24 protein-coding genes are annotated in these 23,764 nt (G+C 62.7%); 7 read left to right on the plus strand and 17 right to left on the minus strand.

The genetic code is table 11. The features are described 5' to 3' along the window. The first annotated feature begins 2 nt into the window (after positions 1-2). Complete coding sequence (locus tag EOA16_RS27075) at positions 3-686, plus strand: HAD family hydrolase (protein WP_127260860.1); 684 nt, start codon at positions 3-5, stop codon at positions 684-686. Then, positions 683-2,269 carry an FGGY-family carbohydrate kinase gene (locus tag EOA16_RS27080; protein WP_127260861.1) on the plus strand — a complete coding sequence of 529 codons (1,587 nt, stop codon included), beginning with the start codon at positions 683-685 and terminating at the stop codon, positions 2,267-2,269. Before EOA16_RS27075 ends, EOA16_RS27080 begins: the two co-directional genes overlap by 4 nt. 2 nt (positions 2,270-2,271) lie before the next feature. Here EOA16_RS27080 and ugpC read toward each other — a convergent pair whose 3' ends face one another. The 6 genes from ugpC to EOA16_RS27110 all read right to left on the minus strand — a co-directional run bounded on the left by ugpC (position 2,272) and on the right by EOA16_RS27110 (position 8,707). Then, entirely contained in the window at positions 2,272-3,357 is a 1,086-nt protein-coding gene (ugpC, locus tag EOA16_RS27085; RefSeq protein ID WP_127260862.1) for a sn-glycerol-3-phosphate ABC transporter ATP-binding protein UgpC, read from the minus strand. 7 nt (positions 3,358-3,364) lie between these two features. Continuing rightward, on the minus strand, positions 3,365-4,411 hold the full coding sequence (locus EOA16_RS27090; RefSeq protein ID WP_127260863.1) for an NAD(P)-dependent alcohol dehydrogenase: 1,047 nt from the start codon (positions 4,409-4,411) through the stop codon (positions 3,365-3,367). A gap of 15 nt (positions 4,412-4,426) precedes the next feature. Continuing rightward, on the minus strand, positions 4,427-5,239 hold the full coding sequence (locus tag EOA16_RS27095) for a carbohydrate ABC transporter permease (RefSeq protein WP_127260864.1): 813 nt from the start codon (positions 5,237-5,239) through the stop codon (positions 4,427-4,429). Between the two features lie 11 nt (positions 5,240-5,250). Next, entirely contained in the window at positions 5,251-6,117 is an 867-nt protein-coding gene (locus EOA16_RS27100) for a sugar ABC transporter permease (protein WP_127260865.1), read from the minus strand. Positions 6,118-6,276: 159 nt separating this feature from the next. Further along, entirely contained in the window at positions 6,277-7,548 is a 1,272-nt protein-coding gene (locus EOA16_RS27105) for a sugar ABC transporter substrate-binding protein (RefSeq protein WP_127260866.1), read from the minus strand. 241 nt (positions 7,549-7,789) lie between these two features. Beyond that, positions 7,790-8,707 carry an AraC family transcriptional regulator gene (locus tag EOA16_RS27110; protein ID WP_127260867.1) on the minus strand — a complete coding sequence of 306 codons (918 nt, stop codon included), beginning with the start codon at positions 8,705-8,707 and terminating at the stop codon, positions 7,790-7,792. A 250-nt stretch (positions 8,708-8,957) separates the two neighbouring features. Between EOA16_RS27110 and EOA16_RS33375 the strand changes: the two genes are divergently transcribed. Continuing rightward, entirely contained in the window at positions 8,958-9,227 is a 270-nt protein-coding gene (locus EOA16_RS33375) for a hypothetical protein (protein ID WP_245456032.1), read from the plus strand. A 110-nt stretch (positions 9,228-9,337) separates the two neighbouring features. On the opposite strand, the gene EOA16_RS27120 is transcribed toward EOA16_RS33375, so the two are convergent. Then, positions 9,338-10,597, minus strand: coding sequence for an ATP-binding protein (locus EOA16_RS27120; RefSeq protein ID WP_245456033.1), 1,260 nt, complete (start codon positions 10,595-10,597; stop codon positions 9,338-9,340). 274 nt (positions 10,598-10,871) lie between these two features. Here EOA16_RS27120 and EOA16_RS27125 point away from each other — a divergent pair, with 274 nt between their 5' ends. Continuing rightward, on the plus strand, positions 10,872-12,275 hold the full coding sequence (locus EOA16_RS27125) for an MATE family efflux transporter (RefSeq protein ID WP_127260869.1): 1,404 nt from the start codon (positions 10,872-10,874) through the stop codon (positions 12,273-12,275). 86 nt (positions 12,276-12,361) lie between these two features. Here EOA16_RS27125 and EOA16_RS27130 read toward each other — a convergent pair whose 3' ends face one another. The 10 genes from EOA16_RS27130 to EOA16_RS27175 form a co-directional block, all read right to left on the minus strand. Next, on the minus strand, positions 12,362-12,943 hold the full coding sequence (locus tag EOA16_RS27130) for a cupin domain-containing protein (protein WP_127260870.1): 582 nt from the start codon (positions 12,941-12,943) through the stop codon (positions 12,362-12,364). Position 12,944: 1 nt separating this feature from the next. Next, complete coding sequence (locus tag EOA16_RS27135) at positions 12,945-14,201, minus strand: cysteine desulfurase-like protein (protein ID WP_127260871.1); 1,257 nt, start codon at positions 14,199-14,201, stop codon at positions 12,945-12,947. 69 nt (positions 14,202-14,270) lie between these two features. Beyond that, entirely contained in the window at positions 14,271-15,029 is a 759-nt protein-coding gene (locus tag EOA16_RS27140; protein ID WP_127260872.1) for a cyclase family protein, read from the minus strand. Positions 15,030-15,031: 2 nt separating this feature from the next. Then, entirely contained in the window at positions 15,032-16,210 is a 1,179-nt protein-coding gene (locus tag EOA16_RS27145) for an ABC transporter substrate-binding protein (protein WP_127260873.1), read from the minus strand. Then, entirely contained in the window at positions 16,207-17,256 is a 1,050-nt protein-coding gene (locus EOA16_RS27150) for a branched-chain amino acid ABC transporter permease (protein WP_127260874.1), read from the minus strand. Before EOA16_RS27150 ends, EOA16_RS27145 begins: the two co-directional genes overlap by 4 nt. Beyond that, the gene (locus EOA16_RS27155; RefSeq protein ID WP_127260875.1) at positions 17,253-18,155 is read right to left on the minus strand and encodes a branched-chain amino acid ABC transporter permease; all 903 of its coding nucleotides are present in this window, start codon (positions 18,153-18,155) and stop codon (positions 17,253-17,255) included. The genes EOA16_RS27150 and EOA16_RS27155 overlap by 4 nt, the downstream gene beginning before the upstream one ends. Continuing rightward, positions 18,152-18,883: an ABC transporter ATP-binding protein gene (locus tag EOA16_RS27160; protein ID WP_127260876.1), complete on the minus strand. Its 732-nt coding sequence runs from the start codon at positions 18,881-18,883 to the stop codon at positions 18,152-18,154. Before EOA16_RS27160 ends, EOA16_RS27155 begins: the two co-directional genes overlap by 4 nt. Beyond that, positions 18,870-19,628: an ABC transporter ATP-binding protein gene (locus tag EOA16_RS27165; RefSeq protein WP_245456034.1), complete on the minus strand. Its 759-nt coding sequence runs from the start codon at positions 19,626-19,628 to the stop codon at positions 18,870-18,872. The genes EOA16_RS27160 and EOA16_RS27165 overlap by 14 nt, the downstream gene beginning before the upstream one ends. Before the next feature lie 335 nt (positions 19,629-19,963). Beyond that, on the minus strand, positions 19,964-20,422 hold the full coding sequence (locus EOA16_RS27170; protein ID WP_127260877.1) for a nuclear transport factor 2 family protein: 459 nt from the start codon (positions 20,420-20,422) through the stop codon (positions 19,964-19,966). 86 nt (positions 20,423-20,508) lie between these two features. Continuing rightward, positions 20,509-20,868: a hypothetical protein gene (locus EOA16_RS27175; RefSeq protein ID WP_127260878.1), complete on the minus strand. Its 360-nt coding sequence runs from the start codon at positions 20,866-20,868 to the stop codon at positions 20,509-20,511. 80 nt (positions 20,869-20,948) lie between these two features. On the opposite strand from EOA16_RS27175, the gene EOA16_RS27180 reads away from it, so the two are divergent. The 3 genes from EOA16_RS27180 (at position 20,949) to EOA16_RS27190 (ending at position 23,746) form a co-directional block, all read left to right on the plus strand. Beyond that, the gene (locus EOA16_RS27180; protein WP_127260879.1) at positions 20,949-21,527 is read left to right on the plus strand and encodes a TetR/AcrR family transcriptional regulator; all 579 of its coding nucleotides are present in this window, start codon (positions 20,949-20,951) and stop codon (positions 21,525-21,527) included. A gap of 44 nt (positions 21,528-21,571) precedes the next feature. Beyond that, positions 21,572-22,837, plus strand: coding sequence for a beta-ketoacyl-ACP synthase II (gene fabF / locus EOA16_RS27185; RefSeq protein ID WP_127260880.1), 1,266 nt, complete (start codon positions 21,572-21,574; stop codon positions 22,835-22,837). Positions 22,838-22,930: 93 nt separating this feature from the next. Next, positions 22,931-23,746 (plus strand): oxidoreductase, encoded by an 816-nt coding sequence (locus EOA16_RS27190; RefSeq protein ID WP_127260881.1) that lies wholly within the window; start codon positions 22,931-22,933, stop codon positions 23,744-23,746. Positions 23,747-23,764 lie beyond the last annotated feature (18 nt).

A 23,764-nucleotide genomic window follows, 5' to 3' on the forward strand; every position in this document is an offset into this window, starting at 1 on the left:
TCATGACGCCTGAACTGGTCATCTTCGACTGCGATGGCGTGCTGGTCGACAGCGAGGCGCTCTCCGTCTCGGCGCTGCTCGGCATGGTCAAACTTGCCGGCGGCAGCGTCGGTGAGGATGCCGCCTACGAGCATTTCCTCGGCAAGAGCATGAAAAGCGTGCGCGAGATCCTCGGCCGCGACTTCGGGCTCGATATCACCGACCTGCACCTGACCGAGATGCGCGTCGAATTGATGCGCAAATTCCGTGAGGAGCTGAAGCCGATCGCCGGCGTCAAGGAGATGCTGCCGAGGCTTGGGCTGCCGTTCTGTGTCGCGTCCTCGGGCACGCTCGACCGCATCCGCTACGCGCTCGACGTCACCGGATTGCTCGGACTGATGGAGCCGCATCTGTTCAGTGCCACCATGGTGGCCAAGGGAAAGCCGGCGCCGGATCTGTTCCTGCATGCCGCCGCCAGCATGCGGGCCCATCCGCGCAGATGCCTCGTCGTCGAGGACAGCCCGGCCGGCATCGCTGCTGCGCGGGCGGCGGGGATGCGCGTGCTTGCCTTCACCGGCGGCTCGCATGCCGGCAATCCGACCTTGAAAGCGCGGCTTGCGTCGAGTGAGCCGGACTTTATATTCGCTGACATGCTGCAATTGCCCGATCTGATTGCAGGCCTGGGAGCGAGAGACAGAGCATCTTGACGAAACAGTTTGTCTGCGCGGTCGATGTCGGCACCGGGAGCGCTCGCGCGGGCATTCTCGACATCAGTGGCACCTTGCTCGGCCGCGCCGAGCGGCCGATCGCCATGAACCGGCCGAAGCCCGATCACGCCGAGCATGATTCGTGCGATATCTGGTCGGCCGTCTGCACCGCCGTGCGCGCTGCCCGCGAAAAAGCCGGCGTCGAGCCTGAGGACATTGTCGGCATCTCCTTCGATGCCACCTGTTCGCTGGTGGTGCGCGACCGGCAAGGCAGCCAGCTCAGTGTCTCGGTCACCGGCGACAAGCGCTGGGACACCGTCGTCTGGCTCGACCACCGCGCCATCGCCGAGGCCGACGAATGCACGGCAAGCGGCCACGCCGTGCTGAATTACATCGGCGGCGTCATGTCGCCGGAAATGGCGACGCCGAAGCTGATGTGGCTGAAACGCAATTTGCCGGACACGTGGAATGAAGCCGGCTATTTATTCGACCTGACCGATTTCCTGACCTGGCAAGCGACGGGCTCTCTGGCCCGCTCGCAATGCACGCTGACCGCCAAATGGACCTATCTGGCGCATGAGAACACAGGCTGGCGGCGCGATTTCTTCGAACTCGTCGGCCTCGGCGATCTTTTCGAGCACGGCAACCTGCCGGAGAGGGCCAGCCCGGTCGGCGCCGATATCGGCCGATTGACGGCGCAAGCGGCGGCCGAGCTTGGGCTGAGCGAGAAATGCCGGGTCGGCGCCGGGGTCATCGATGCCTATGCCGGCGCGCTTGGCGTGCTCGGCGGCTTTGCCGGCGACGAACAGGACATCGGCCGGCATTTGGCGCTGATCGCCGGCACGTCGAGCTGCGTCATGGCGATGTCACCGGATCCGCAGCCCTTCGCCGGAGTCTGGGGGCCGTATTACGGCGCGGCGCTGCCCAGGCTGTGGCTGTCGGAAGGCGGCCAGTCGGCGACCGGCGCCCTGCTCGACCACATCATCCGCTGGCACGGCGCCGGCGGCGAGCCGGATGCCGCCATGCATGCGAAGATCGCCAGGCGTGTCGCCGAACTGCGTGCCACCGAGGGCGACAGCCTCGCTGCAAGGCTGCATGTGCTGCCCGACTTCCACGGCAACCGCTCACCGCTCGCCGATCCGCATGCCGTCGGCGTCGTCAGCGGGCTGACGCTGGACTCCTCCTTCGACAGTCTGTGCAAGCTCTACTGGCGCACCGCCGTCGGCATCGCACTCGGCGTGCGCCATGTGCTGGAGGCGCTGAACGAGAACGGCTACCTGATCGACACGCTGCACGTCACCGGCGGCCACACCAAGAACCCGCTTTTGATGGAGCTCTATGCCGACGCCACCGGCTGCACGGTGATCGAGCCGCTGGCCGACGAGGCGGTGCTGCTCGGCACCGGCATGATCGCCGCCACCGCGGCCGGGCTGTTTCCCGACCTCAACGCGGCCTGTCTTGCCATGCAGCAAGGCGGCCGGACGCGCCCGTCGAACCCGAAATCATCAGGGCGTTTCGAGCGCGACTACAAGGTTTTCCTCGAGATGCACCGCCAGCGGCGGACGCTTGACGCCATAAAGTAGAGCTACTGTCTCAGCAGGGATGCACCCGACTTGGCATCGAACAGATGCATGCTCTGTTCGTCGACCGTATAGCGGACATGGCTGTTGACGGCTGGGCATTCGCGGGTTGGAACCAGCGCGCTGATTTCTTTGCCGCCCGAACCGAAGATCACCAGCGCGTCGTTGCCATGAAACTCGATGAGATCGGCCGTGCCTTCCAGAAGGCTGTCGGCATTAGCGCCGGCGGTCTTCAGGTCCGGAGGCCGAATACCAAGCACAGCACGCTCGCCGTGCTGAAGCTTGAAGCGTGGGCCATCGATAGTGAAGACGGTTCCGGCACTGGTCAGTGTCCAACCGTTGCCCTCGCGGCCGACAGTGACGTCGATGAAATTCATGTTCGGAGTCCCGATGAATCCGGCGACGAACAGATTGCCCGGCCGCTCGTAGATTTCCGCCGGCGAGCCGATCTGCTCGATCTTGCCGTCGCGCAGCAGCACGATGCGGTCGGCGAGCGTCATCGCCTCCAACTGGTCGTGGGTGACGTAGACGGTGGTGGTCTTCAACGACTGGTGCAACCGGGCGATCTCGATGCGCATGTGGTTGCGCAGCTTGGCATCCAGATTGGACAGCGGCTCGTCGAACAGGAACACTTTCGGTGTCTTGATCATGGCGCGGGCAATCGCGACGCGCTGCTGTTGGCCGCCAGACAGTTCCGCCGGCTTGCGGCCGAGATAGGGATCCAGACCCAGCGTCTTCGAAACCGCCTCGACGCGCTTTTGTATCTCGGCCTTCGCCACTTTCTGCCGCTTCAGGCCGAAGGCGATGTTGTCGAAGATCGTCATATGCGGATAGAGCGCGTAGTTCTGGAACACCATGGCAATGCCGCGGTCGCCGGGGTCGAGGTCGTTGACCACCTTGCCGCCGATCGAGACCTCACCGCCGCTGATGTCTTCCAGCCCCGCCAGCATGCGCAGCAAGGTGGACTTGCCGCAGCCGGAAGGGCCGAGGAAGACGACGAATTCGTGTTCCTCGATGACGAGGTTCAGGTCGCGGATGACGGTCGTGGCGCCATAGGATTTCTCGACATGGGAGCAGGTAATCGCGGACATGGTTGGGTCAGCCCTTCTCGCTCGAAATCAGGATCTGCAGCTTGACGTCTTCCGGCTTGCCCGCGGCCGCCCGCTCGAACGCCTTGATGCTGTCGTTGAAGGGATAGGTGCCGGTGATCAGCGGATTGAGGTCGACCTTGCCTGACGCTATCAGTTGCAGGGCGCGGTCGAAGATGTTGGCGTAGCGGAACACCGTTTCGATGCGCACTTCCTTCGATATGGCCGCCGGCACGTTGAGCGCCACCGGCTCGACCGGCAGGCCGACGAGGACCACCGCGCCGCCAGGGCGCACGACATCGAACAGGTTGGCGAACGCCTTCGGGCTGCCGCTGGCCTCGAAGACGATATCGGCTCCCCAACGGTCGGTCGCCTCCGCCACCGCATCGACCAGCGATTGCTCGCCGATGTTGACCGGGACGACACCGGGATAGCGCGCCGCGATCTCGAGCTTTGGCGCGGAGAAGTCCGAAATCAGCACCTTCGAACAGCCGCCGGCAAGCGCTGCCAGCGCGATCATGATGCCGATCGGGCCGCAGCCGACGACGACCGCCACGTCGCCCGGAACGATGCGCGCGCGGGCAGCAGCCTGCATGCCGATGGCAAAGGGTTCGACCATCGCCCCTTCGGCGAAGGAGACGTTGTCCGGCAGCCTGTAGGTGAATGCCGCCGGATGGACGGCTTGCGGCGCAAGAATGCCATGCACCGGCGGTGTTGCCCAGAAGCTTACGTCGGGGTCGACATTGTAGATACCGAGTTTCGTTGCCCGCGATGACAAGTTCGGCACGCCCGGCTCCATGCAGACGCGATCCCCGACCTTGAGCGTCCTGACATTGGCGCCAATTTCGACGATCGTTCCGGACGCTTCGTGGCCGAGCACCATCGGCGCGCGCACGACGTAGCTGCCGATGGCGCCATGGGTGTAGTAGTGCACGTCGCTGCCGCAGACACCGACCGTGTGGATGGCGATTCTGACGTCGTCCGGCCCGACATCGAGCGGCAACGCAATCTCGCGCAGGGCCAGCTCGCCCTTTTTCTCAAGAACCAAAGCCCGCATCGTGTCGTCCTCACTTCAAGTCTTTTTCTGCCGGAAAACGGAATTCAGGAAACCGCTGAGCACGCCGAGAAACAAAAGGGGTGGCAGCGACAAAAGCACGACCGAGGCATTCAGGATGCCCCACGGCACGTTCATGCCTTGCTGGGACAGTTCCGAAGCGACGATCGGCAAGGTCTTGGCGTTGGAGCTGGACAGCATCAGCGCGATCAGGAACTCGTTCCAGACCAGCACAAAGCTGAAGGCGACCGCACCGATCAGCGAGCGCGCGGCGACCGGCAGCGCGATCCGCCAAAACACCGAATAGGCGCCGTAGCCATCGACGAAGGCGGCTTCCTCGACCTCCTTCGGCACGGCCTGGAAGGCGGGGATAGCCAGCCACATGATCACCGAGATGGTGAGCAGCGAATAGGTGACGATCAGCGCCGCCAGCGTGTCGTAGAGTCCGAGCTGCAGCCAGATCACCATCAGCGGGATGGCCACCGCCACCGGCGGCAGGAAACGAAGCGACAGCACGAAGAACTGGATGTCGCCGGCCCAGCGATTGGGATAGCGCGCCACCGCATAAGCGGCAGGCAGGCCAAGCACCACGCCGATCAGCACCGCGACGCCGCAGGCGATGACCGAGTTGTAAAGGCCGGTCATGACGCTGTCGCGGCCAATGATGTAGCTGATGTTGGCCAGCGTCGGCGTGAACACCACGCGCGGAACGCGGGTGATGATGTCGACATTGTTCTTCAGCGAATTGAGCGCCGTCCACAGCAGCGGAAACACCGCCATGAAGCCGGCAAACGCCAGCACGGCCTTGCCGATCAGGCGGCCTAGTTTCATGCGAGATCGTCTCATGCCTGCACCCGCTTCCACAGCATGGTGAAGGTGATGACGGTGGCGATCATCATCAGCACGGCCATCGCCGAGGCGTAGGACACCTTGCCGGACTCGATGAATCCTTGTGAGAACGCGTACATGTCGAGCGTTTCGGTCGCCACGCCCGGTCCGCCGCGGGTCATCACATAGATCAGGTCGAAGGAGCGCAGCGACTCGATCATCTTGACGAACATCAGGCTGATCAGCGGTGCCTTCAGCATCGGCAAGGTCACATAGGCGTGGATCTGCCAGCGCCTGGCGTGGTCGAGCCGTGCGGCCTCGATCGGCTGCGGCGGCAAGGTCTCCAGCAGCTTCAGCACGATGACGGCGAAGAACAGGCCCCATTGCCAGACATCGACCGATGCGACGGCAAACAGCGCTGTCGCCGGCTTGGACAGCGGATCGAAGATCAGCCCGCCGGTCAGCAGCCGATAGGGGTAGGTGGCGATGCCGTAGAGCGGATGGTAGGCGAACTTCCAGACGAAGGCGGCCGAGACGCGCGGCAGCAGAACCGGGATGATGAACAGCAGGCAATAGATGTTGCGCAGGCGTGGGCTGGCGACCTCGAACATCAGCACGCCCAGTCCGATCGCCACGGCCATGGTCGCGACCACGGTGACGACCTCCCACTTCACCGACACCCAGACGGCGTTGAGAAAGCGGCGGTCGAAGAACAGGTCGACGAAATTCGAGAACCAGACATAGGAATAGGCCGTCGAGGACAGCTCACGGTTCTGCAGGGCGATGACGATCGCGTAGAGCGTCGGCACCATCGACAGGATCAGAAGAACGACCAGCGTCGGCACGACGAAGGTGACCGGCAAGGATGAGCGTCGCGGCATCTGTCTATCCCTGGCTGCGTCTCGAGCGATTGAACATGGCTGGGCCCTTTCGCGCGATGTCCGGCTCGAACGGCGGTGGTGAGAAAGGGAGACCCGCGGCGCACAGGTCCCGGCATTCACAGGAATGCCGCGGACCGCGCGCCGCAGGGGGAGGATGGCTTATTTCTTCACCAGCTCGTTGGCATAGGCTTCGAGCTCGTTGAGGCCGCCCTTGACGTCGGTGCGGGTGCCGGTGACCAGTTCCTCGAGGATGATGCCCCAGCGGTCGCCAAGATCCGGCCAGCGCGGGTCCTGCCAGAAGTTGACCGCCGTGACCTTGCCTGTCTCGGCCAGCGCCTGGCCGAGATCGGCGCCGTAAATGTCGGCAAATTCCTTGCTGGACAGGACGCTGGTGCGGTTCAGCTCACCGAACTGGTGGGCATCGAGCCGGCGCTTCTCGTTTTCCTTCGATGTCGCCCAGGCGATGAACAGGCCGGCGCATTTCTTCGAGGCATCGTCGGCATTGGCCTTTGCCGCGATGGCGAGGCCATGGCCATAGCCACCGCCGGTGAGCGGCGCCGGCGGCGGCAGGAAGCCGATCTTGCCTACCACCTGCGAGGTCTTCGGATCGACCGCCATGCCCGACAGCGGCGTCGATTCGACCAGGATGGCGACCTGGCCAGACAGGAAGGCGCCGGTCGATTCATCCCAGCTGCCGGTCTGCGTGCCGGGCGCCGAATCCTTGAACAGCTTCAGATAGGTTTCGGTCGCCTTGACGGCGGCATCCGAGTTGAAAGCCGGCTTGTCGCCATCGAACCACTGGCCGCCATAGGCCTTGAAGAACGGCATCCAGCGCCAGACATTGGCGCCCGAACCGCGAGCGCCGCGCAGCGCGATGCCATAGATGCCCTTGTCCGGATTGGTCAGCTTCGGCACGTCGGCGATCAGTTCGTCCAGCGTCTTCGGCGGCTGGATCCCGGCCGCTTCCAGGATATCCTTGCGGTAGACCATCAGGTCGCCGCCGCCGGTCAGCGGCGCGAACCAGACCTTGCCGTCATAGGTGGCGACCTTCTGGCGGCCCGGATCGAAATCGGCATAGTCGTAGTCCGCCGGATAGTAGTCGGTGAGCGGCACGATCCATTTCGACGAGGCAAACAGGGCGACATTGGCTTCGTCGACATAGTAGACGTTGTAGTTGCCGACGGTGGATGCGTCGGCGCGCGATTTCGCCCGGCGGTCGTTCTCGTTGAGGTAATCGATCTGGAAGCTGGCGCCGGCAAGCTTCTGGAACTCGTCCTTGGAGTCCTCCAGAAGCGTCAGGCCGTCGCGCGGCTGTGCCAGCACCTTGACCGGCGCCGAGCAGACCGGCGCCTGCGCCAGAGCGATGGTGGAAACGGTAGCGGAAAGCATAAAAGCTGCGCCAAGGCTGGCAGCAAGCCGAACTGGTTTCATGATCTTTTCTCCTCCAGGAACATTTCGCAGAAAGCGGAAGTCCTCGGGTTACGCGATCCTCACCATCGCCCGAGTGACATGCCACCCATCGCCAGGATGCGGAGTTGTTAGAGGCCGCGCTAGAAGCCTCGTTGCAGCAGACCTGTACTTTTATGCATTGTGCGGTGCAAAAACCGGCGCTCGGTCGCTGCACCCGTCACATGAGTATCGATCGAGCTTGAAACGGTGGTTTAGGACACGCTTATGCGCGCAATGTCAGCCGCTGTCGCGACAGCCGTCGATAGGACGATGGCGTCATCCGATGCTTGCGCATGAAGGCACGGTTGAAGTTCGAAATGTTCATGTAGCCGACCTGAAAACAGATGTCGGTGATCGGAACGTCGGTGTCCGCCAAGAGCTTGCAGGCCTGCCACAGCCTGAGCTTGGCAAGGTGGTCGCTGAAGCTGTTGCCGGTGTTCTTCTGGAAGAACCGCGAAAACGTGCTCTCCGTCATGCCGGCCAGTTCCGCCACTTCAGGCAGTTTCAGATCCTCGGCGAAATGCTGGAACAAGTAGGTCAGCGTGCGCTGGATGATGTCGAGCGAAGCGGCATCGAGAACTGGCGAGAAATCCGGTGACGACAGTAATTCATATTCGTCGGTCTTGGCGAGAAGATCGACGAGGTTCAGGAACAGGCAGAACCTGCTTAGCCCGCTAACCTCGCCCATCCGCTCCATCAGCTCGGCGCCTTCCCGTGCGGCCTGGCCGTGAAAGACCATGCCGCGCAGCGAGCGTTCGAGGAACGGTTCCAGTTCGCGCAATTCCGGCAACAGGCCCGCCGACCCAAGCAGCCGCTGCGCATCGAACTGCAGGACAATGTCGCGGCCCTCGATCAGTTCGCCCGGTTGCACGGCGGTCACCCAATCATGCGGCAGACCGCCGCCGACGATGGTCAGGTAGCCCGGTCCGAACTCGCCGATGTGATCGCCCACCAGCACCACGCCGGAGGACTTTCGCAGCAGATGGATCTCGTATTCCGGATGAAAGTTCCAGACATTGCGCTCCCACGGATAGTCGTCGAGCCGCCACAGGAAACTGTCGCTCGCTTCGGTGACGATGTGCTCGAAGGACGGCGCTGTCCGTGGGATCGCGGCTGGGTTCTTTCTGCGCCTGAACTGCATCCTGGAGTCCTTCGGTAAATCGGGATTCATTGTCGGGGCGCGTCCCGCGATCAGCAGAGCTGTACCGTTAAACCAGAAGGCGGATCCGGCGGAGGAATGTTTCCAATGTCACGTCACCATTTGCGACCCGCCGAACTCCAGCGATCGATATTCTCCGGGACACCTGCTGACTGGTCATTGGCTTTTTGTATTCGGGCCAAACTTCCAGCAACGCGGTTCTCGCAAGGGCCGGAGTCGCAGGGCTATGGTTATGGTACCCTTCGAAATGCCGCAACAGAAACGCTTCGTGACAGGGACGCTGCCATATTATGGATATGCTGTGAGTGGCGGCCAAAGTCTCGACCATCTGGCGTTTCTGAGGATCATGTTCGATCTGATCCGAATCCATCAAAACCGTCTTGAATCTAAATTCAGCTCTGCGCTTGCTGCGGCGGGCTATTTCCTGATCGGCACGCTTGATGCGAGCAAGCGGATCGCCTGCACCGGGATTGAGGTTCACTACCTCAAGATGAAACGGTAGGCCTGACTCTCTGACTGCGTCATTCAAGAATTGCCCGTACGCTTGTTCGGACTCCCCCTCACAGCCGAGAAAAATCGGGGTGCGAGGCGGTATGATTATTCCGCGTCGCCTCATCCGATTTGTGGAACCGCGCCATATGTTCCGCCGAGGTATTTCTTATAGAGATTGTCGCTCCTCCTGACCGCCTGAACGTCCATCAAGCTGTAGATCCGCGATCTTCCTTGGCGATCCTTTTCACAGAATATGATCTCTTCTTTGGTCAGATCATCAAGTAGGGAGACCGAGTGGCACGACGTCCACAACTGAGCTCGGTATGGATTTCGCTCCGGGTCATAGAACCAGCGAATTATTTCCGGCAATATCAATGGATGGATAGAAAGATCAAGTTCGTCAACGATCGCAATCCCACCTTCCTGCAAGGCGAGCGACAAGAATGGAAAGACCTTGATGAAGGAACGCGTGCCGTGACTCTCTAGCTGCCACGGCATGTCAACGTGCAGACCTTCATGTTTGAATAGAGCGGTAGGTCCGGTGGGCGTCTGCACTAACTGCATATGCTCGACACCCACATCGATGCGTTGCAGGTCACGATTGAGAGCATCAACGGCGGAAGGGCGCTGGGCAAGGAATTGGAACAAGTCGCCATCACTGGGGTCCGCGCGGTCCAATAAGATATTCTTGAAAACAGCCTCCGCCGCCTGCAAGAGCACTTTTGACGGCTCATGCTCAAACAACGCAAGCGTGGCGACGACGCTCGCGTCTGCTCGGACCTTATCAATGACCTGACTGAAACCAGAAAGGGGAAATATCTTCGAGCCTTGGATAGGTTTATCGCCTTCGCGCTCAAATACCTTTAGCCATTTTCCTCGTCCATTTCGCTTCTGGAGAAGTACTTCACGTGCAACTGTCCGAATCTCACCATTCTTAGGCAGCAACTCAAGCTCATAGCGATAAATTCCAAAAGAGCCCTCATCATGTGTGACCGCGTCCCGAGTGGCAAACGACAATTGCATCAATCCGCCTGCCTCGATCGCAAGCCGGATAGGCTTGTCGGCGGATTCCTCATCATTGAAACGCTCGCAAGGAAGAGAGCTCTTGTTTTGAAAGCTCTCTCGCAAAAACCAGGGAATGAAGGCCAAGGCCTTAAGAACAGTTGATTTTCCCGAGCCATTGGCCCCGAAAAGCGCCACTACTTTGGGAGCCCGTTCATCTGCCCCTGGAAAAATTGGAGCGAACCGCTCCGGATAGTCGGGCACGTTCTTCGGTATTCGAAGATCGAGCACCTGCAGGTCACGCACGGAATAGAAATTCTCGATCTCAAGGCGATACAGCATGCCACAACAAATAAGGGCTTTAGAAGCCTGCTTCAACAAAAAAATGTCAAACTTTTGATCTTATGCGTAATTGCGAGCCTTATGAACAGTCGCTCCGTAAAGAGAACAGCGATTCGGGACGAGAGGTAGACCTCGCAGCCGAGAGTCAAAGTTAAGCCCTCTGGCTCAATCTGTTCCCGCCCCTCCTCCCTTGCCTTCATGTCGCGTTTCGTACAAAAGCTGGCGCAAACGCCGCGAAGCCGAAGGTTTTGCCGTTTGACATGCGGATTCCGGCTCTGGCCGACGCGCCGCAACTGGAAAGAGCAGGAAAATGTCTGCGATCGAGGCCGGCGCTCGCGCGCCGGAAAATCTTTGGCGTCAGGAAATCAGGGCGACGCTGGCGCTCGCCTGGCCGATGGTGCTGACCAATCTCGGCCAGACCGCGATGACGGCCACCGACGTCATGATGATGGGCCGGCTGGGCCCGGATACGCTGGCCAGCGGCGCGCTTGGCGCCAACCTTTATTTCATGCCGCTGATCTTCGGGCTCGGCCTGATGCTGGCGACCTCGCCGATGATCGCCACCGAGCTTGGCCGCCGCCGCTATTCGGTGCGCGACCTGCGCCGCACGGTGCGCCAGGGCCTGTGGCTGGCGATCCTGATCTCGATCCCGATCTGGCTCGTGCTTTGGCACGGCGAGGGCATTCTGCTGGCCATGGGCCAGGACCCGGTGCTGGCCCATCAGGCCGGCATCTATCTGCGCTGGCTCGAATGGGCGGTGCTGCCCTTCTACGGCTATATCGTGCTGCGCTCGTTCATCTCGGCGCTGGAACGGCCGGGCTGGGCGCTGGTCATCGTCTTCGTCGCCGTCGCCTGCAACGTCTTCTTCAACTGGATGTTCATGTTCGGCAATCTCGGCGTGCCGGCAATGGGCATTGCCGGGTCGGGCCTTGCCACCTCGCTGTCCTCAATGCTGATGTTCGCCGGCATGGCCGTGGTGGTGATGCTGGAGAAGAAGTTCCGCCGCTACCGTCTGTTCGGGCGCTTCTGGCGCGCCGACTGGCCGCGCTTCAAGGGCCTGTTGCGGCTCGGCCTGCCGATCGCCGGCATCCTCGCCTTCGAGGTGACGATCTTCAATGCGGCGGCGCTGCTGATGGGCCTGATCGACGCGGATTCGCTGGCCGCGCACGCGATCGCCATCCAGATCGCCTCGATCTCCTTCATGGTGCCGCTTGGCCTCAACCAGGCAGTGACGGTGCGCGTCGGACTTGCGCACGGCGCCGGCAATCCGGAAGGCGTTTCGCGCGCCGGCTGGACCGCTTTCGTCATCGGTGTCTCGTTCATGGCGCTGATGGGGCTGGTGATGATCCTGTGGCCGCATCCGCTGATCAGCGCCTTCATCGATCTGGGCAACCCAGCCAATGCCAGGGTGATCGCGCTTGCCGTGTCGTTCCTGGCCTTTGCCGCGCTGTTCCAGGTCTTCGACGGCGCCCAGGCGGTGGCCGCCGGCATGCTGCGCGGCCTGCACGACACCAAGGTGCCGATGATCTATGCCGCGATCGGCTATTGGGGCGTCGGCCTGCCGCTCGGCGTGCTGCTCGCCTTCCATTTCGGCCTGCATGGCGTCGGTATCTGGATCGGCCTGTCGACGGGGCTGGCCGTGGTGGCCGCGCTGCTGCTGGCGCGCTGGCTGCGGCGCGACCGACTGGCGCCGCCGCTCGCGTTCGGGCATTGAAACAGGACGGCCGGTGGGCCGTCCATTGTTGTCCTGCGGACATTGGCTCATTGGACAACGCCTTCACAACTCCGCGATGGAGGCGGTCAGAATGTCGGCGGCGTGTTGACCCAGAGGATGCGGACCGTGGTCGAACCGATATTGCGGTAGCCGTGGCCGAGTTCGGAGTTGAAATAGAACGCGTCGCCTGCCTCGAGCGCCACCACATTCGCCTCGACCAGCAACTCGACCGAACCTTCGAGCACGTAGCCGAATTCCTGTCCCTTGTGGCTGATCAACTCGAGGCTGCCGCCGCCGGCCTCGATCACGTGGACGTTGATCTGCAGCAGATATTCCGGACCGGATGGCACCAATTGCTCGAGCACGACATGGTTGCCCGAACGCCGATGTCCCGTCTCCATGTGCGGACGCTCGTTTTGCCGCAAAACGAACACTTCCGAGGCATTGTGCTGCAGCGTGCCGAACATCGCGTTCATGTTGATGCCCAGCGCCTGCACCAGCCGGTGCAGAGCCGCCATCGAGGGCGTCGCGCGGTCGTTTTCGATCTTCGAGAGATAACCCTCGGTCAGCCCGATGCGGGCGCCGAGCTCTTCCAGGCTGAGGCCAAGCACCTGTCTGGCATGGCGCAGCTTGACGCCGATCCTCGGGGTTCCGTTTCTGTCACGCATGTCAGGTCCGCGTCTTCATCCAGTCCGCCAGCTTCGCCAACAGAAAATCGACTTCCGCCTCGGTGTTATAATGGGCCAGCCCGATGCGGACGACGCCGTTGCGGTCCGCAAGCCCCAGCCGCTTGATTGGCTCCAAACCGTAATTGTGGCCGTGCCAGAGATAGATGCCTTCCTTTGCCATCGCCTTGGCGATGTCGGCGGGATCGGTTCCGTCAACGGTGATCGACACGGTAGGCACCCGGCGCGCCAGCGCCGCCACATCGGTTATACCCTGGATCAAGACGCCATCAATTCTGGACAATCCGGCAATCAGCCGTGCTGTCAGGACACGCTCATAACGGTCGGCGACTTCAATGCCGGCGACGATGCGCTCGCGCCGCGTCGCCTGCGGGTGGACGTTGCCGAAGGACTGTCCGAGCCAGGCATAGTGCTCGACGGCGCCAAGCACCCCGGCCAGCGCCTCGCGGCTTGTCGTCCCCGTCTCGAATTTTCCAGGTGGCGCGTTCGAAGCCGCGCGCACCTTATAGGCGGTCAGCGCCTGCAGCAGATCGAACCGGCCCCACAACACCCCGTGATGCGGTCCGAAAAATTTGTAGGCCGAGCAAACCAGGAAATCACAGCCAATCTCCTGGACGTCGATCACCCCATGCGGCGCGAACTGCACCGCGTCGATATAGCTCAGCGCCCGGACCGCGCGTGCGCGCTGCGCGATCCGCTTCACGTCGTTGATCGTGCCGGTAACGTTGCTGGCATAGCCGACGGCGACCAGCTTGACCTGCTCGTCGATAGTGGCCTCCAGCGTCGACAGGTCGAGTTCGAAGGTTTTTGGATTGAGGTCGATCCAGCGCACTTCAAGCCCGCGATCCTCCGCCAGCATCAGCCAGGGTGCGACGTTGGCGTCATGATCCATGCGCGTCAACACGATGGCGTCGCCGGCGTTCAGATCGCGGCCGATGGCGCGCGAGACGGCGAACGTCAGAGTCGTCATGTTCTGGCCGAACACCACCTCACGCCGGTCCGCGGCATTGAAGAAATCGGCCATCGCCTGATGCGCGTCGTCGACCATCGCCTGGGCCGCGAGTGAGGTTTCGAAATAGCCACCAAGATTGGCGTTGGTCTCGATCATGGCACGCGTCATACGCTCGATCGAACGGCTCGCCATCTGGGTTCCCGCGGGATTGTCGAAGAAAATCCGCTTCTTCGGCTCGGCACCTTTCGCCATCGCCGGAAAAGCATCGCGGACTGTGTCAATATCCATGTTTGAATTCCGTGTCTGATGATCGTTGTATGGCGGTCCCTAGACGCCGCCAGCCGCTGTTTCACGCGTTCAGCCGGCCGCTTCATGGATGGCGACAGCGCGAGCCGGGAAGCCAGATCCGGCCTTTGGCTTTGGCCAGCTTGCCATTATCAACGCGCCGGCTTCGGGCACCTTGTCGAGATTGGCCAGGAGCTCGATCTGCCAGCAGTCGCGGGACAGCACATAGTATTCCAGGCTTGCGTCACCCGCGGAAGTGGCGCGGCCGGGATCGGTGTCCATGCCCTCGTGCCCGATCGCAGCGACACCGCGGCGTTCCAAAAGTTCCTCCAGCACCGGCTTCGACCAGCCCGGCGCATGCGAGATACCGTCGGCCGACTTGTTCTGAAACGCCACGGGGTCCGGCCAGCGCGGCCACCACCCGGTGCGAAGTGCGACAAAACACTTTTCAGGGATACGGCCGTTCCGCGTCTCCCAGGCGGAAATGTCGTCGAGCGTCGGCGTCGCGTCGGGATCGGCGGCGACCCTGTCGCTGATGTCGAGTATGACCAACGGCAGAAGCATCTCCGCCACCGGCAGTTGGTCGATCGAGCGGCCGCCGTCGATGAAGTGCACCGGCGGATCGACATGGGTGCCCCACTGTCCGACAAAGGCGTAGTGGTGGACCTGGAAGGCGTCGCCCTTCGAAAAATCGAGCAACGCACGGCGCTCCTCGTCCGGGAAGGCCGGGAAATGCGGCTGGCCCGGATGAAACGCATGCGTCAGGTCGGTGAAGGTCGCGGCGGAGAGCCGCGACCTGTAGATGTCCCAAAGGGAACCCGGAGTGGACAAGATCACGGCTCCGCGACGAAGGTCGGTGCCGCTTCACTTGCCAGGACAAGCTTGCCGTCCTTGACACCGATGACCGAGACCGATTTGTCCGGCACCGAAATGCCCGGGCGGTAGGTGATCGTTCCGGTCACGCCGTCGAGCCCGGACGTAGCGGCCAGCGCGTCGCGGATCTTGGCCGGATCCGGCGCACCGGCACGCTTGATCGCGTCGGCCATCAGCTTGACCGAGTCGTAGCCGAGCGCAGCGAAGGCGTTCTCCGGGGCATTGCCGGCCGACTTGGTGTAGGCGCCGATGAAGGCCTGCACCTTCGGGGTGGCGCCCTCACCGATATAGGCGTGGGTGGTGAAGTAGGTGTCCTTGGCCGCGTCGCCGCCGACCTGGATCAGCAAGGGCGTGTCGTAACCGTCGCCGCCGACCACCGGCAGGTTGATGCCGGCCTGGCGCATCTGCTTCAAGATCAGGCCGATTTCCTCGGCATTCGACGAGGCGTAGACGAAGTCGGGCTGCGGCGACAGCGCCTTCAGTTTGGCGATCTGCGCGGTAAAGGTCTTGTCGCCGATCTTGTAGGTGTCGCGCTCCAAAATCTTGCCCCCGCCATGCTCGTAGGCGGTGACGAAGTAGTCCGACAGCAGCGTTGTGTATTCGGTGCCGATGTCGGTCAGCAGGTAGGCGGTCTTGCCGTTCAGCTTGTTCAACGCAAATTCCGCGCCAACCGCAGCCTGAACGTTGTCGCCGAAGGCGGCGAGGAAGATCTCGTTGCCGAGCTGGCTCGGCAATTTCGGCGAGGTCGCGCCGGGCGTGATGAACGGGATCTGCGCCTTCTGGACCTGCGGTCCGATGGCCAGCACCGAGTCGGAATCGGCGAAGCCGATGATTCCGACGACCTTGTCGCTGTCGATCAACTGGCTGGCGACGGTCGAGATCGTCGTCGAATCGCTCTTGGAGTCGTAGACCACCAGTTCTATCTGCTGGCCGAGCACGCCGCCGGCGGCGTTGATTTCGCTCGCTGCCAGCTTGGCGCCATTCAGCATCGGACCGTCGAGTGAGGCCTGAATGCCGGTCAGGTTTGCCGGATAGCCGATCTTGATCGTGTCGGCAGCAAGTGCCGTGCTGGCCGAGGCAAGCGCGAAGAATGCGCCCAGTCCCAGGCCGATGGTGCCGCGTCGAGTGAGTTTGATCATCGTTTTCGTTCCTCTGTCTGGTTCACCGTTGCCGATCTTTGGGTTAATCCGAACGTAAGTTCCCGGTCCCCCATGATCCCCTTCGGCCGGAAGATCATGACTAGAATGAAGATGAAGCCGAGCACGATCTGGCTGGCGCCAAACAGGGCCGGCACCGCGAAATCGCCGATCGTGAAGCCGCGTTCGACCGAGCGCAGGACCTCCGACAACAGCGAAACGCAGATGACGCCGACCACCGCGCCGGTCAGGGATCCCATGCCGCCTAGCACCAGCATTGTGATCAGGCTCATCGTCAGCGCGAAGTAAAAGGTGTTCGGCGAAAACGAGCCGAGATAATGTGCGTAGAGCGACCCGCCGACGCCTGAGAAGAACGCGCCGATGACGAAGGCGATCAGTCTGGTCCGCAACACGCCGATTCCGACAGCGCTGGCCGCGATTGTGTCGTCGCGCACCGCTTTCATGGCGCGCCCGAAAGGCGAATAAACCAGGCGCGCCAGAACGAACACCGTGATGGCGAGCCAACCCGTCACCCAGGGCAACGTCGTCTCCAGCGGCACGCCGGTGAAAGTGCGGGCGCCTCGGGTGAAATCCGAGGCATTGATCAGCACTACGTTGACGATAATCAAGAATCCCATCGTCGCCACCGAAACGAAATAACCCGACAGGCGCATCAAGGGATACCCGACGACCACCGCAAGCAGTGCCGTCAGAAGACCTGCCACCAGAGTCGCCGGCAGGAAGGGGAGGCTGAAAGCATGCAGAAACGTCGGCAGATGCGGCAGCAATGCCATTTTTTGCTGCACCGGGATCGACAGGATTCCCGAAATATACGCGCCGGCGCCGATGAAGCCGACATGACCGAGCGAAAACACGCCCGTAAAACCGTTGCTCAGCGACAGCGCCAGCACCAGGATTGCATTCAGCGCGATCAGCAGGATAATCCGGACGAAATAATCGCTCAGCACGTGCGGTGCACCGAAAGCGACAGCTGCTCCCGCCACCAGGGCGACGAGGACGAGGAGTGTGATCCGCGCTTCCCGGCTCACAGCTTTATCTCCCGGTTTGGCTGGAGCAGCCCGCCCGGGCGCACCAGCAGAAAGGCGATCAGCACGGCGAAGACGATTGCGTCGCGATAGGACGAGACGCTGCTCGGCAGGAATGCGACGATGAAGATCTCCAGCGCACCCAATATGTAGCCGCCGACCAGGGCGCCCGCGATCGACCCGAAGCCGCCGATGATTGCCGCCACGAAAGCCTTCAGGAGCGGCGTGAAGCCCATCTGCGGTTGCACCACGCCGGCCTGTGCCGCCCACAAAATGCCGGCGAGGCCGGCATAGGCGGATGCGACGATGAATGCGACGATGATCAGCCGGTTGACGTTGAGTCCGACAAGGTGTGCCGCCGACATGTCCTCGGCCGCGGCGCGCATTCCGAGCCCGGTCGTGGTGCGCGTGATGAACCAGCCGAGGAGCAGCAGCGACACGAAGGTCAGCGCGATGGTCAGGAGATTGATGCTGGTGAAGGTGATGGCGCCGTTCGACACTTCCCAGGAGGTGTTGAGAATATCGGGGAGTGGAAAATTGCGCGGCGAGGAGGTGAACACCAGGATGCCGACGTTCTCGATGATGTAGGTGACGGCGAGGCTTGTCAGCAGTCGCGCGACGTCGGGCGCGTCGCGGATCGGACGATAGGCGATGCGTTCGATGAGGAGGCCCGCGACGGCCGCCGCAGCGATGCCGCAGATCACGGCGACCGGGAACGGAACGCCGGCTCCTGCCAGCAGAGCTACCCCGAATGCGCCTACCATCATTACGTCGCCATGCGCGAAATTGGTGAGCTTGAGGACGCCGAAGACGATCGACAGGCCGACCGCCACCAGTGCGTAGAGGCTGCCGAGGCTCACCGCGTTGACGATCTGCTGCAGGATATAGTCCAGCTGGGTCATGTTGCCTCCCCGAGATATGCCTGCGCCACGCGTTCGCTGTCGCGCAGTTCCGCGGACCGGCCCGACAGCGCCACCTGACCCGTGCGCAGCACATAGGCACGGTCGGCGAGGTCCAGCGCGAGCGTGATGTTCTGTTCCACCAGCAGCATCGTCATGCCCTGGCGCTTCAGTTCGGCAAGCGCGCTGAAGATGTGGCGCACCAGCAGCGGCGCAACGCCGAGCGAAGGCTCGTCGAGCAGCAGCAGGCGCGGCGCCGCCATCAGCGCACGCGCCAGAGCAAGCTGCTGCTGTTCGCCGCCCGACAGCGTGCCGGCCAGCTGCTTCAGCCGCTGCTTGAGAATCGGGAACAGCATGAACATGCGCTCGCTGTCTCTGCCGACGGCCTCCTTGTCGGTGCGGGTGCAGGCGCCGAGCCGCAGATTGTCGGCCACCGTCAGGCCGCCGAACAGGCGCCTGCCCTCCGGGCTCTGCGCGATGCCCAGACTTACGATGCGCGACGGAGCGATACCTCCAATCGGCTTGCCATCGAAGATGATCTTGCCGCCGCGCGGTCGCGACAGGCCGGAAATGGTGCGCAAGGTCGTGCTCTTGCCGGCGCCGTTGGCCCCCACCAACGCCACCACCTCACCGGCATGGACGTCGAGCGAAATGCCCTTCAGCGCACGCACCGCGCCGAAATTGACCTCGAGGTTCTCGACGCTGAGCAGAACGGGGCTAGGCGTGGCCAAGATACGCCTCCCGCACTTTCGGGTGTTCGCGTACCTGCTCCGGTGTTCCGACGCAGATCACCTCGCCAGTCGCCAGCACCTGGATGCGTTCGCACAGCGCCATGATCAGGTCCATGTCGTGCTCGACAACGACCACCGTTACGCCGTAGCGGTCACGGATCGTCCGAATCAGCGCTGCCAACACCTTGGTCTCGTTGGAATCAAGCCCGGCCGCGGGCTCATCGAGCAGCAACAGCCGCGGGCCGGTCGCCAACGCGCGCGCAATCTCCAGCCGCCGCTGATCGCCGTAAGGAAGATCCGCGGCGACCCTGCCGGCCTGCCCCGTCAGGCCCATGAGGTCGAGGAGTTCGTCGGCCTTCTGCCGCGTCGCGGCCACCCGCTCGCGATAGCGCCGACCGCGCAGCACGGTGTCGGCGGAGCCGACAGGATGGCGCAACTGCGCCGCCGTCAGCACATTCTGTGCGACGCTGAGGCTGCCGAATAGGCGAGAACCCTGAAAGGTGCGGGCGATGCCCATCGCGACGATCTGCGATGTGCGCAGGCCGACGATCGAACGGCCCTCCATCTCGATGCTACCGGAATTCGGCTGGGAGAAGCCGGTGATCAGGTTGAAAAGCGTGCTCTTGCCCGAGCCATTCGGCCCGATTACCCCAACGATTTCACCTTCGTGGAGCTCGATGGAATGGTCCCGCAGGGCAACCAGCCCTCGAAAGGCTTTCGTCAGCCCAACCGTCCTCAACAGCACTCGACTCGACTGTCTATCCACGCGCCGGTTTGCCCCTGTCCGCCCTCGCCGCCCCGTTCGGCCCGGTCAAGCATCAAATGGACAATTCGAACGGCAAGATGTCAAGGCCTATTCCCAATAGGAAAGCTATATGCCTGCCTCGCTCCGACTGTTGGCGCGACAGCACCGGCATCGATGCAGCGCTGCGCTACCGAACTGGGTTTCCTGGCTTGCAGCCCAGCGCCGGCGCTCGCTTCTCGAGCCTCCGCGCATACTGGGCGGGCGGAAGGCACGTGACGAAGAAGGCCAGCGCGACCAGCCCCGTAAACCTTGGCCGCCCTCGGACCGTGCTTCTGCTAGCTTGTTATCTGTTCGGCGACAGCTTCTTCGAGGCCGGATGCCGCTTGGGCGGCGAGACCGCGCGCCGCCGCCTGTGAATCGTAAAATTCCTCGAGCGCATGAACCCTGCCCCACCGCAGCGTGAACACGTGGAGACCACGGTTGATGTAGGACGTATCGCCGTTGAGCAGGGTTGCGGTGCCATCCCACTGGGCAAACACGGTGGTATGCCACGGCCAGCCCTTCACCCAGATGTGGTTGACCGTGAGGTGGAGAGTGGGCAGAACACGGCCGAGGCGCTCGAACCACCGGCGCAGGGCTTGCTTGTCGTGGCGCTCCCCACCAAGCGCGTGTGCGCCACCAACCCGGTGATGGACATGCGGCGCGATGGCCTTCACCGCCGCATCCCAGCGATGGTTGTTGACGTCGTCGAAGCTCTGCCGGATCGATTTCTCGACAAAATAGCTGTAAAGCATGTGACCTCTCTCCAAACTTGTTTGTAGCGCGCCGTTCCGACGCGAGAGCCCGGCCAGCATCGCGCGGCCGCGGCCTGGGCGTCAGGTCAGGGCATTGTCGCGTCGGCTCGCAGGGATGTGTCGGTCCCGGTCGAGACCGTCACTTCCTTGCCGGACCTTGAGAACGCATAGAGCGAGCCCGGGTAGCCCGGTATGGAAAACGCCACGGAGTCACTGTTGGCGAGGCCCATCACAACCCGCAGCGGATCACCCCCGGTCTTCGGTGCGAAAGTGGCGGTGACCTCAAGCAGGTCGCCGTCCGGAACGTAGTAGGCCACCATGTCGAGGTGTCCCTGGTGCAGGCTGCCACCTTGGATCGGGCGTCCGATGGTGGCTTCCCCGGCAAGAGCCGGGGTTGCAAGAAACAGCGCAGCCAGCAGCGAGGCGCTCAGGGTTTTGCGGATCATCTCATTTGTCCTTTTTTAGATTGCGTTCACCCTCTATATAGGGTATAGATTACGAATGCAATCTAAAAAAGGAGATGACGATGCGTGTAAGTCGCACTCAGGCTGCGGAAAACCGCGAGACCGTGATCAATGTGGCAAGCCGGCTTTTTCGGGAGCGCGGCTTTGACGGCATCGGCCTCAAGGACCTGATGAAGGGTGCCGGGCTGACCCAGGGCGCCTTTTACAAGCAATTCGAGTCGAAGGACGATCTGGCGGCGCTGGCGTCCAGGCGGGCGATGGAAAGCGCCACCCACAAATGGTCGGCCGCGACCGCGGCAGACCCTGAGCATCCGCTCGATGCAGTGATCTCATTCTATCTCAGCATGGACCATCGCGGTGAAAGGATGGACGGCTGCCCGGTCGTGGCGCTCGGATCGGATGCAGCCAGGCAAGGTGCCGAGGTGAAGGCGTCATTCGAGGCCGGGATCAAGGCATACCTTGAGATGCTCGGCGGTTGGGTTGGCGAGGGCGACAGCGAAAAGACCGGCAACAAGGCAATGGCCGTTCTCTCGACGATGGTCGGCGCGGTCGTGCTCTCGCGGGTCGTCAACGACCCCGACCTTGCGCAGGCTTTTCTGGATGCGGCGGCCGATCAGGTTCGCGAAGCAGTCGCCGCTTGAACGGCGCGAGCAGCGCCGCCGGCACACCAAGGATAGGAGAGCAGATGCAACGGATTGTCGTCACGGGCATGGGAGCGGTCACGCCCCTTGCCGCCAATGTCGAAACATCCTGGTCACGCCTGCTTGCCGGCCGGTCGGGCGTACGCAGGCTTCCTGACGATGTGGTGCGAGAGCTGCCGGCTAAAATTGGCGGCGTGGTTCCCTCCCTGGGTGAAGATCCGGAGGCTGGTTTCGATGCCGATGCCGTCCTGTCCGCGAAGGACCAGCGCAAGGTAGACCGGTTCATTCTCTTCGCGCTGGCCGCAGCGGAAGAAGCGCTTGCGCAGGCGCAATGGAAGCCTGCCCTGGAGACGGATCGCCTGCGCACGGCCACGATCATCGCTTCAGGGGTCGGCGGGTTCCCCGCCATCACCGAGGCGGTGCGCACGGTGGACCTGCGTGGCGCCCGCCGCCTGTCTCCCTTCACGGTACCGTCCTTCCTGGTGAACCTCGCGGCGGGCCACATCTCGATCCGTCATGGTTTCAAAGGTCCACTCGGCGCACCGGTGACGGCATGCGCGGCGGGCATCCAGGCGATCGGCGACGCCGCCCGCCTGATCCGCGCCAACGAAGCCGACATCGCCGTATGCGGCGGAACGGAAGCGTGCATCAACACCATCAGTCTCGGCGGTTTCGCCGCGGCTCGCTCTCTTTCAACCGGCTTCAATTGGGCGCCGGCTCAAGCCTCGCGCCCTTTCGACACATCGCGGGACGGCTTCGTCATGGGCGAAGGGGCCGGCGTGCTGGTCATCGAGGCGTTGAGCCACGCGTTGGCGCGCGGCGCAAAGCCGTTGGCTGAGCTCGTCGGCTACGGCACGACCGCGGATGCCCACCACGTCACCTCCGGGCCAGAGGACGGCGACGGCGCGCGCCGGGCCATGCAGATCGCGATTGCCCAGGCAGGGATTTCGCCACGCCAGGTTCGTCATCTCAATGCGCATGCGACCTCCACGTCAGTAGGCGACCTGGGTGAGATCGAAGCGATCAAGAGCGTGTTCGGGCGCGACTTCGCGATAGCTGTCAGTGCGACGAAATCGGCGACCGGACACCTGCTCGGAGCGGCCGGCGGGCTTGGTGCGATCTTCGCAATGCTGGCGCTCAGGGATCAGGTCGCCCCGCCAACTCTCAACCTGGGTGAGGCCGATCCGGCCGGCGACGGAATCGACTTCGTCCCCAACGCGTCCCGGCCCATGGAGATGGAGTACGCGATCTCCAATGGCTTCGGCTTTGGCGGCGTGAATGCCAGCGCCCTGTTCAGACGCTGGAACTAACCGGCGGCTAGACGCAGTCATGACCAACGCCCTTTGCCCCGGCCTCTCATGCTTTTCCCAATCCGATCCAACGCAAACAAGGATATGATTTCCATGAACAAGACCAATCCCGGCGTCGCCCTGGTCACAGGGGCATCTTCCGGCATCGGCCGCGCTACCGCCGACGCCTTGCTAGGCGCCGGCTTTCGCGTCTTCGGAACCAGCCGTCGCACGGCCTCCCAGCAATCCGCCGGCGTGACCATGCTGACCTGCGACGTGACCGACGACGCGTCCGTCGCGACAATGGTCGAGGACGTTCTGGCCAAGGCCGGACGCATCGACCTGCTTGTCAACAATGCCGGCATGGGCCTGTTTGGCGGCGCGGAGGAGTCCTCGACCGCCCAGGCCAAGGCGCTGTTCGACGTGAACGTCTTCGGCGTCTTGCGCGTGACCAACGCGGTGCTGCCGGCAATGCGGCGCCAAGGGAAGGGCAGAATCGTGAATCTGAGTTCGGTACAGGGGTTCATCCCCGCTCCCTATTTCGCGCTTTACTCGGCGACCAAACATGCCATCGAGGGGTATTCCGAGTCGCTCGATCACGAACTGCGCCCGTTCGGCATTCGCGTTTCGTTGGTGGAGCCCGCCTATACCCGCACATCATTCGAGGACAATCTCGCCGCTCCCGACCGGTCGCTCGAAATCTACGACGCCGCGCGCGCCGGCATGACTATATCAGTGCGGAAGGCGATGGAAAAAGGCGATGCGCCCGAAGTCGTAGCCAACACCGTTTTGGCAGCCGCAACCGATCCCGCGCCGAAGAAGCGCTATGCGGCGGGAAAAATGGCGCGCCAGGTCAGTTTCCTGCGCCGTTTCGTCCCCGCGTCCGCATTCGACAAGAGCCTGCGCAAACAGCTTGGGCTGCCGGCCTGAAATCGAGCGCTGCCTTGG

Source organism: Mesorhizobium sp. M7A.F.Ca.US.008.03.1.1, assembly GCF_003997495.1.
Classification (GTDB): domain Bacteria; phylum Pseudomonadota; class Alphaproteobacteria; order Rhizobiales; family Rhizobiaceae; genus Mesorhizobium.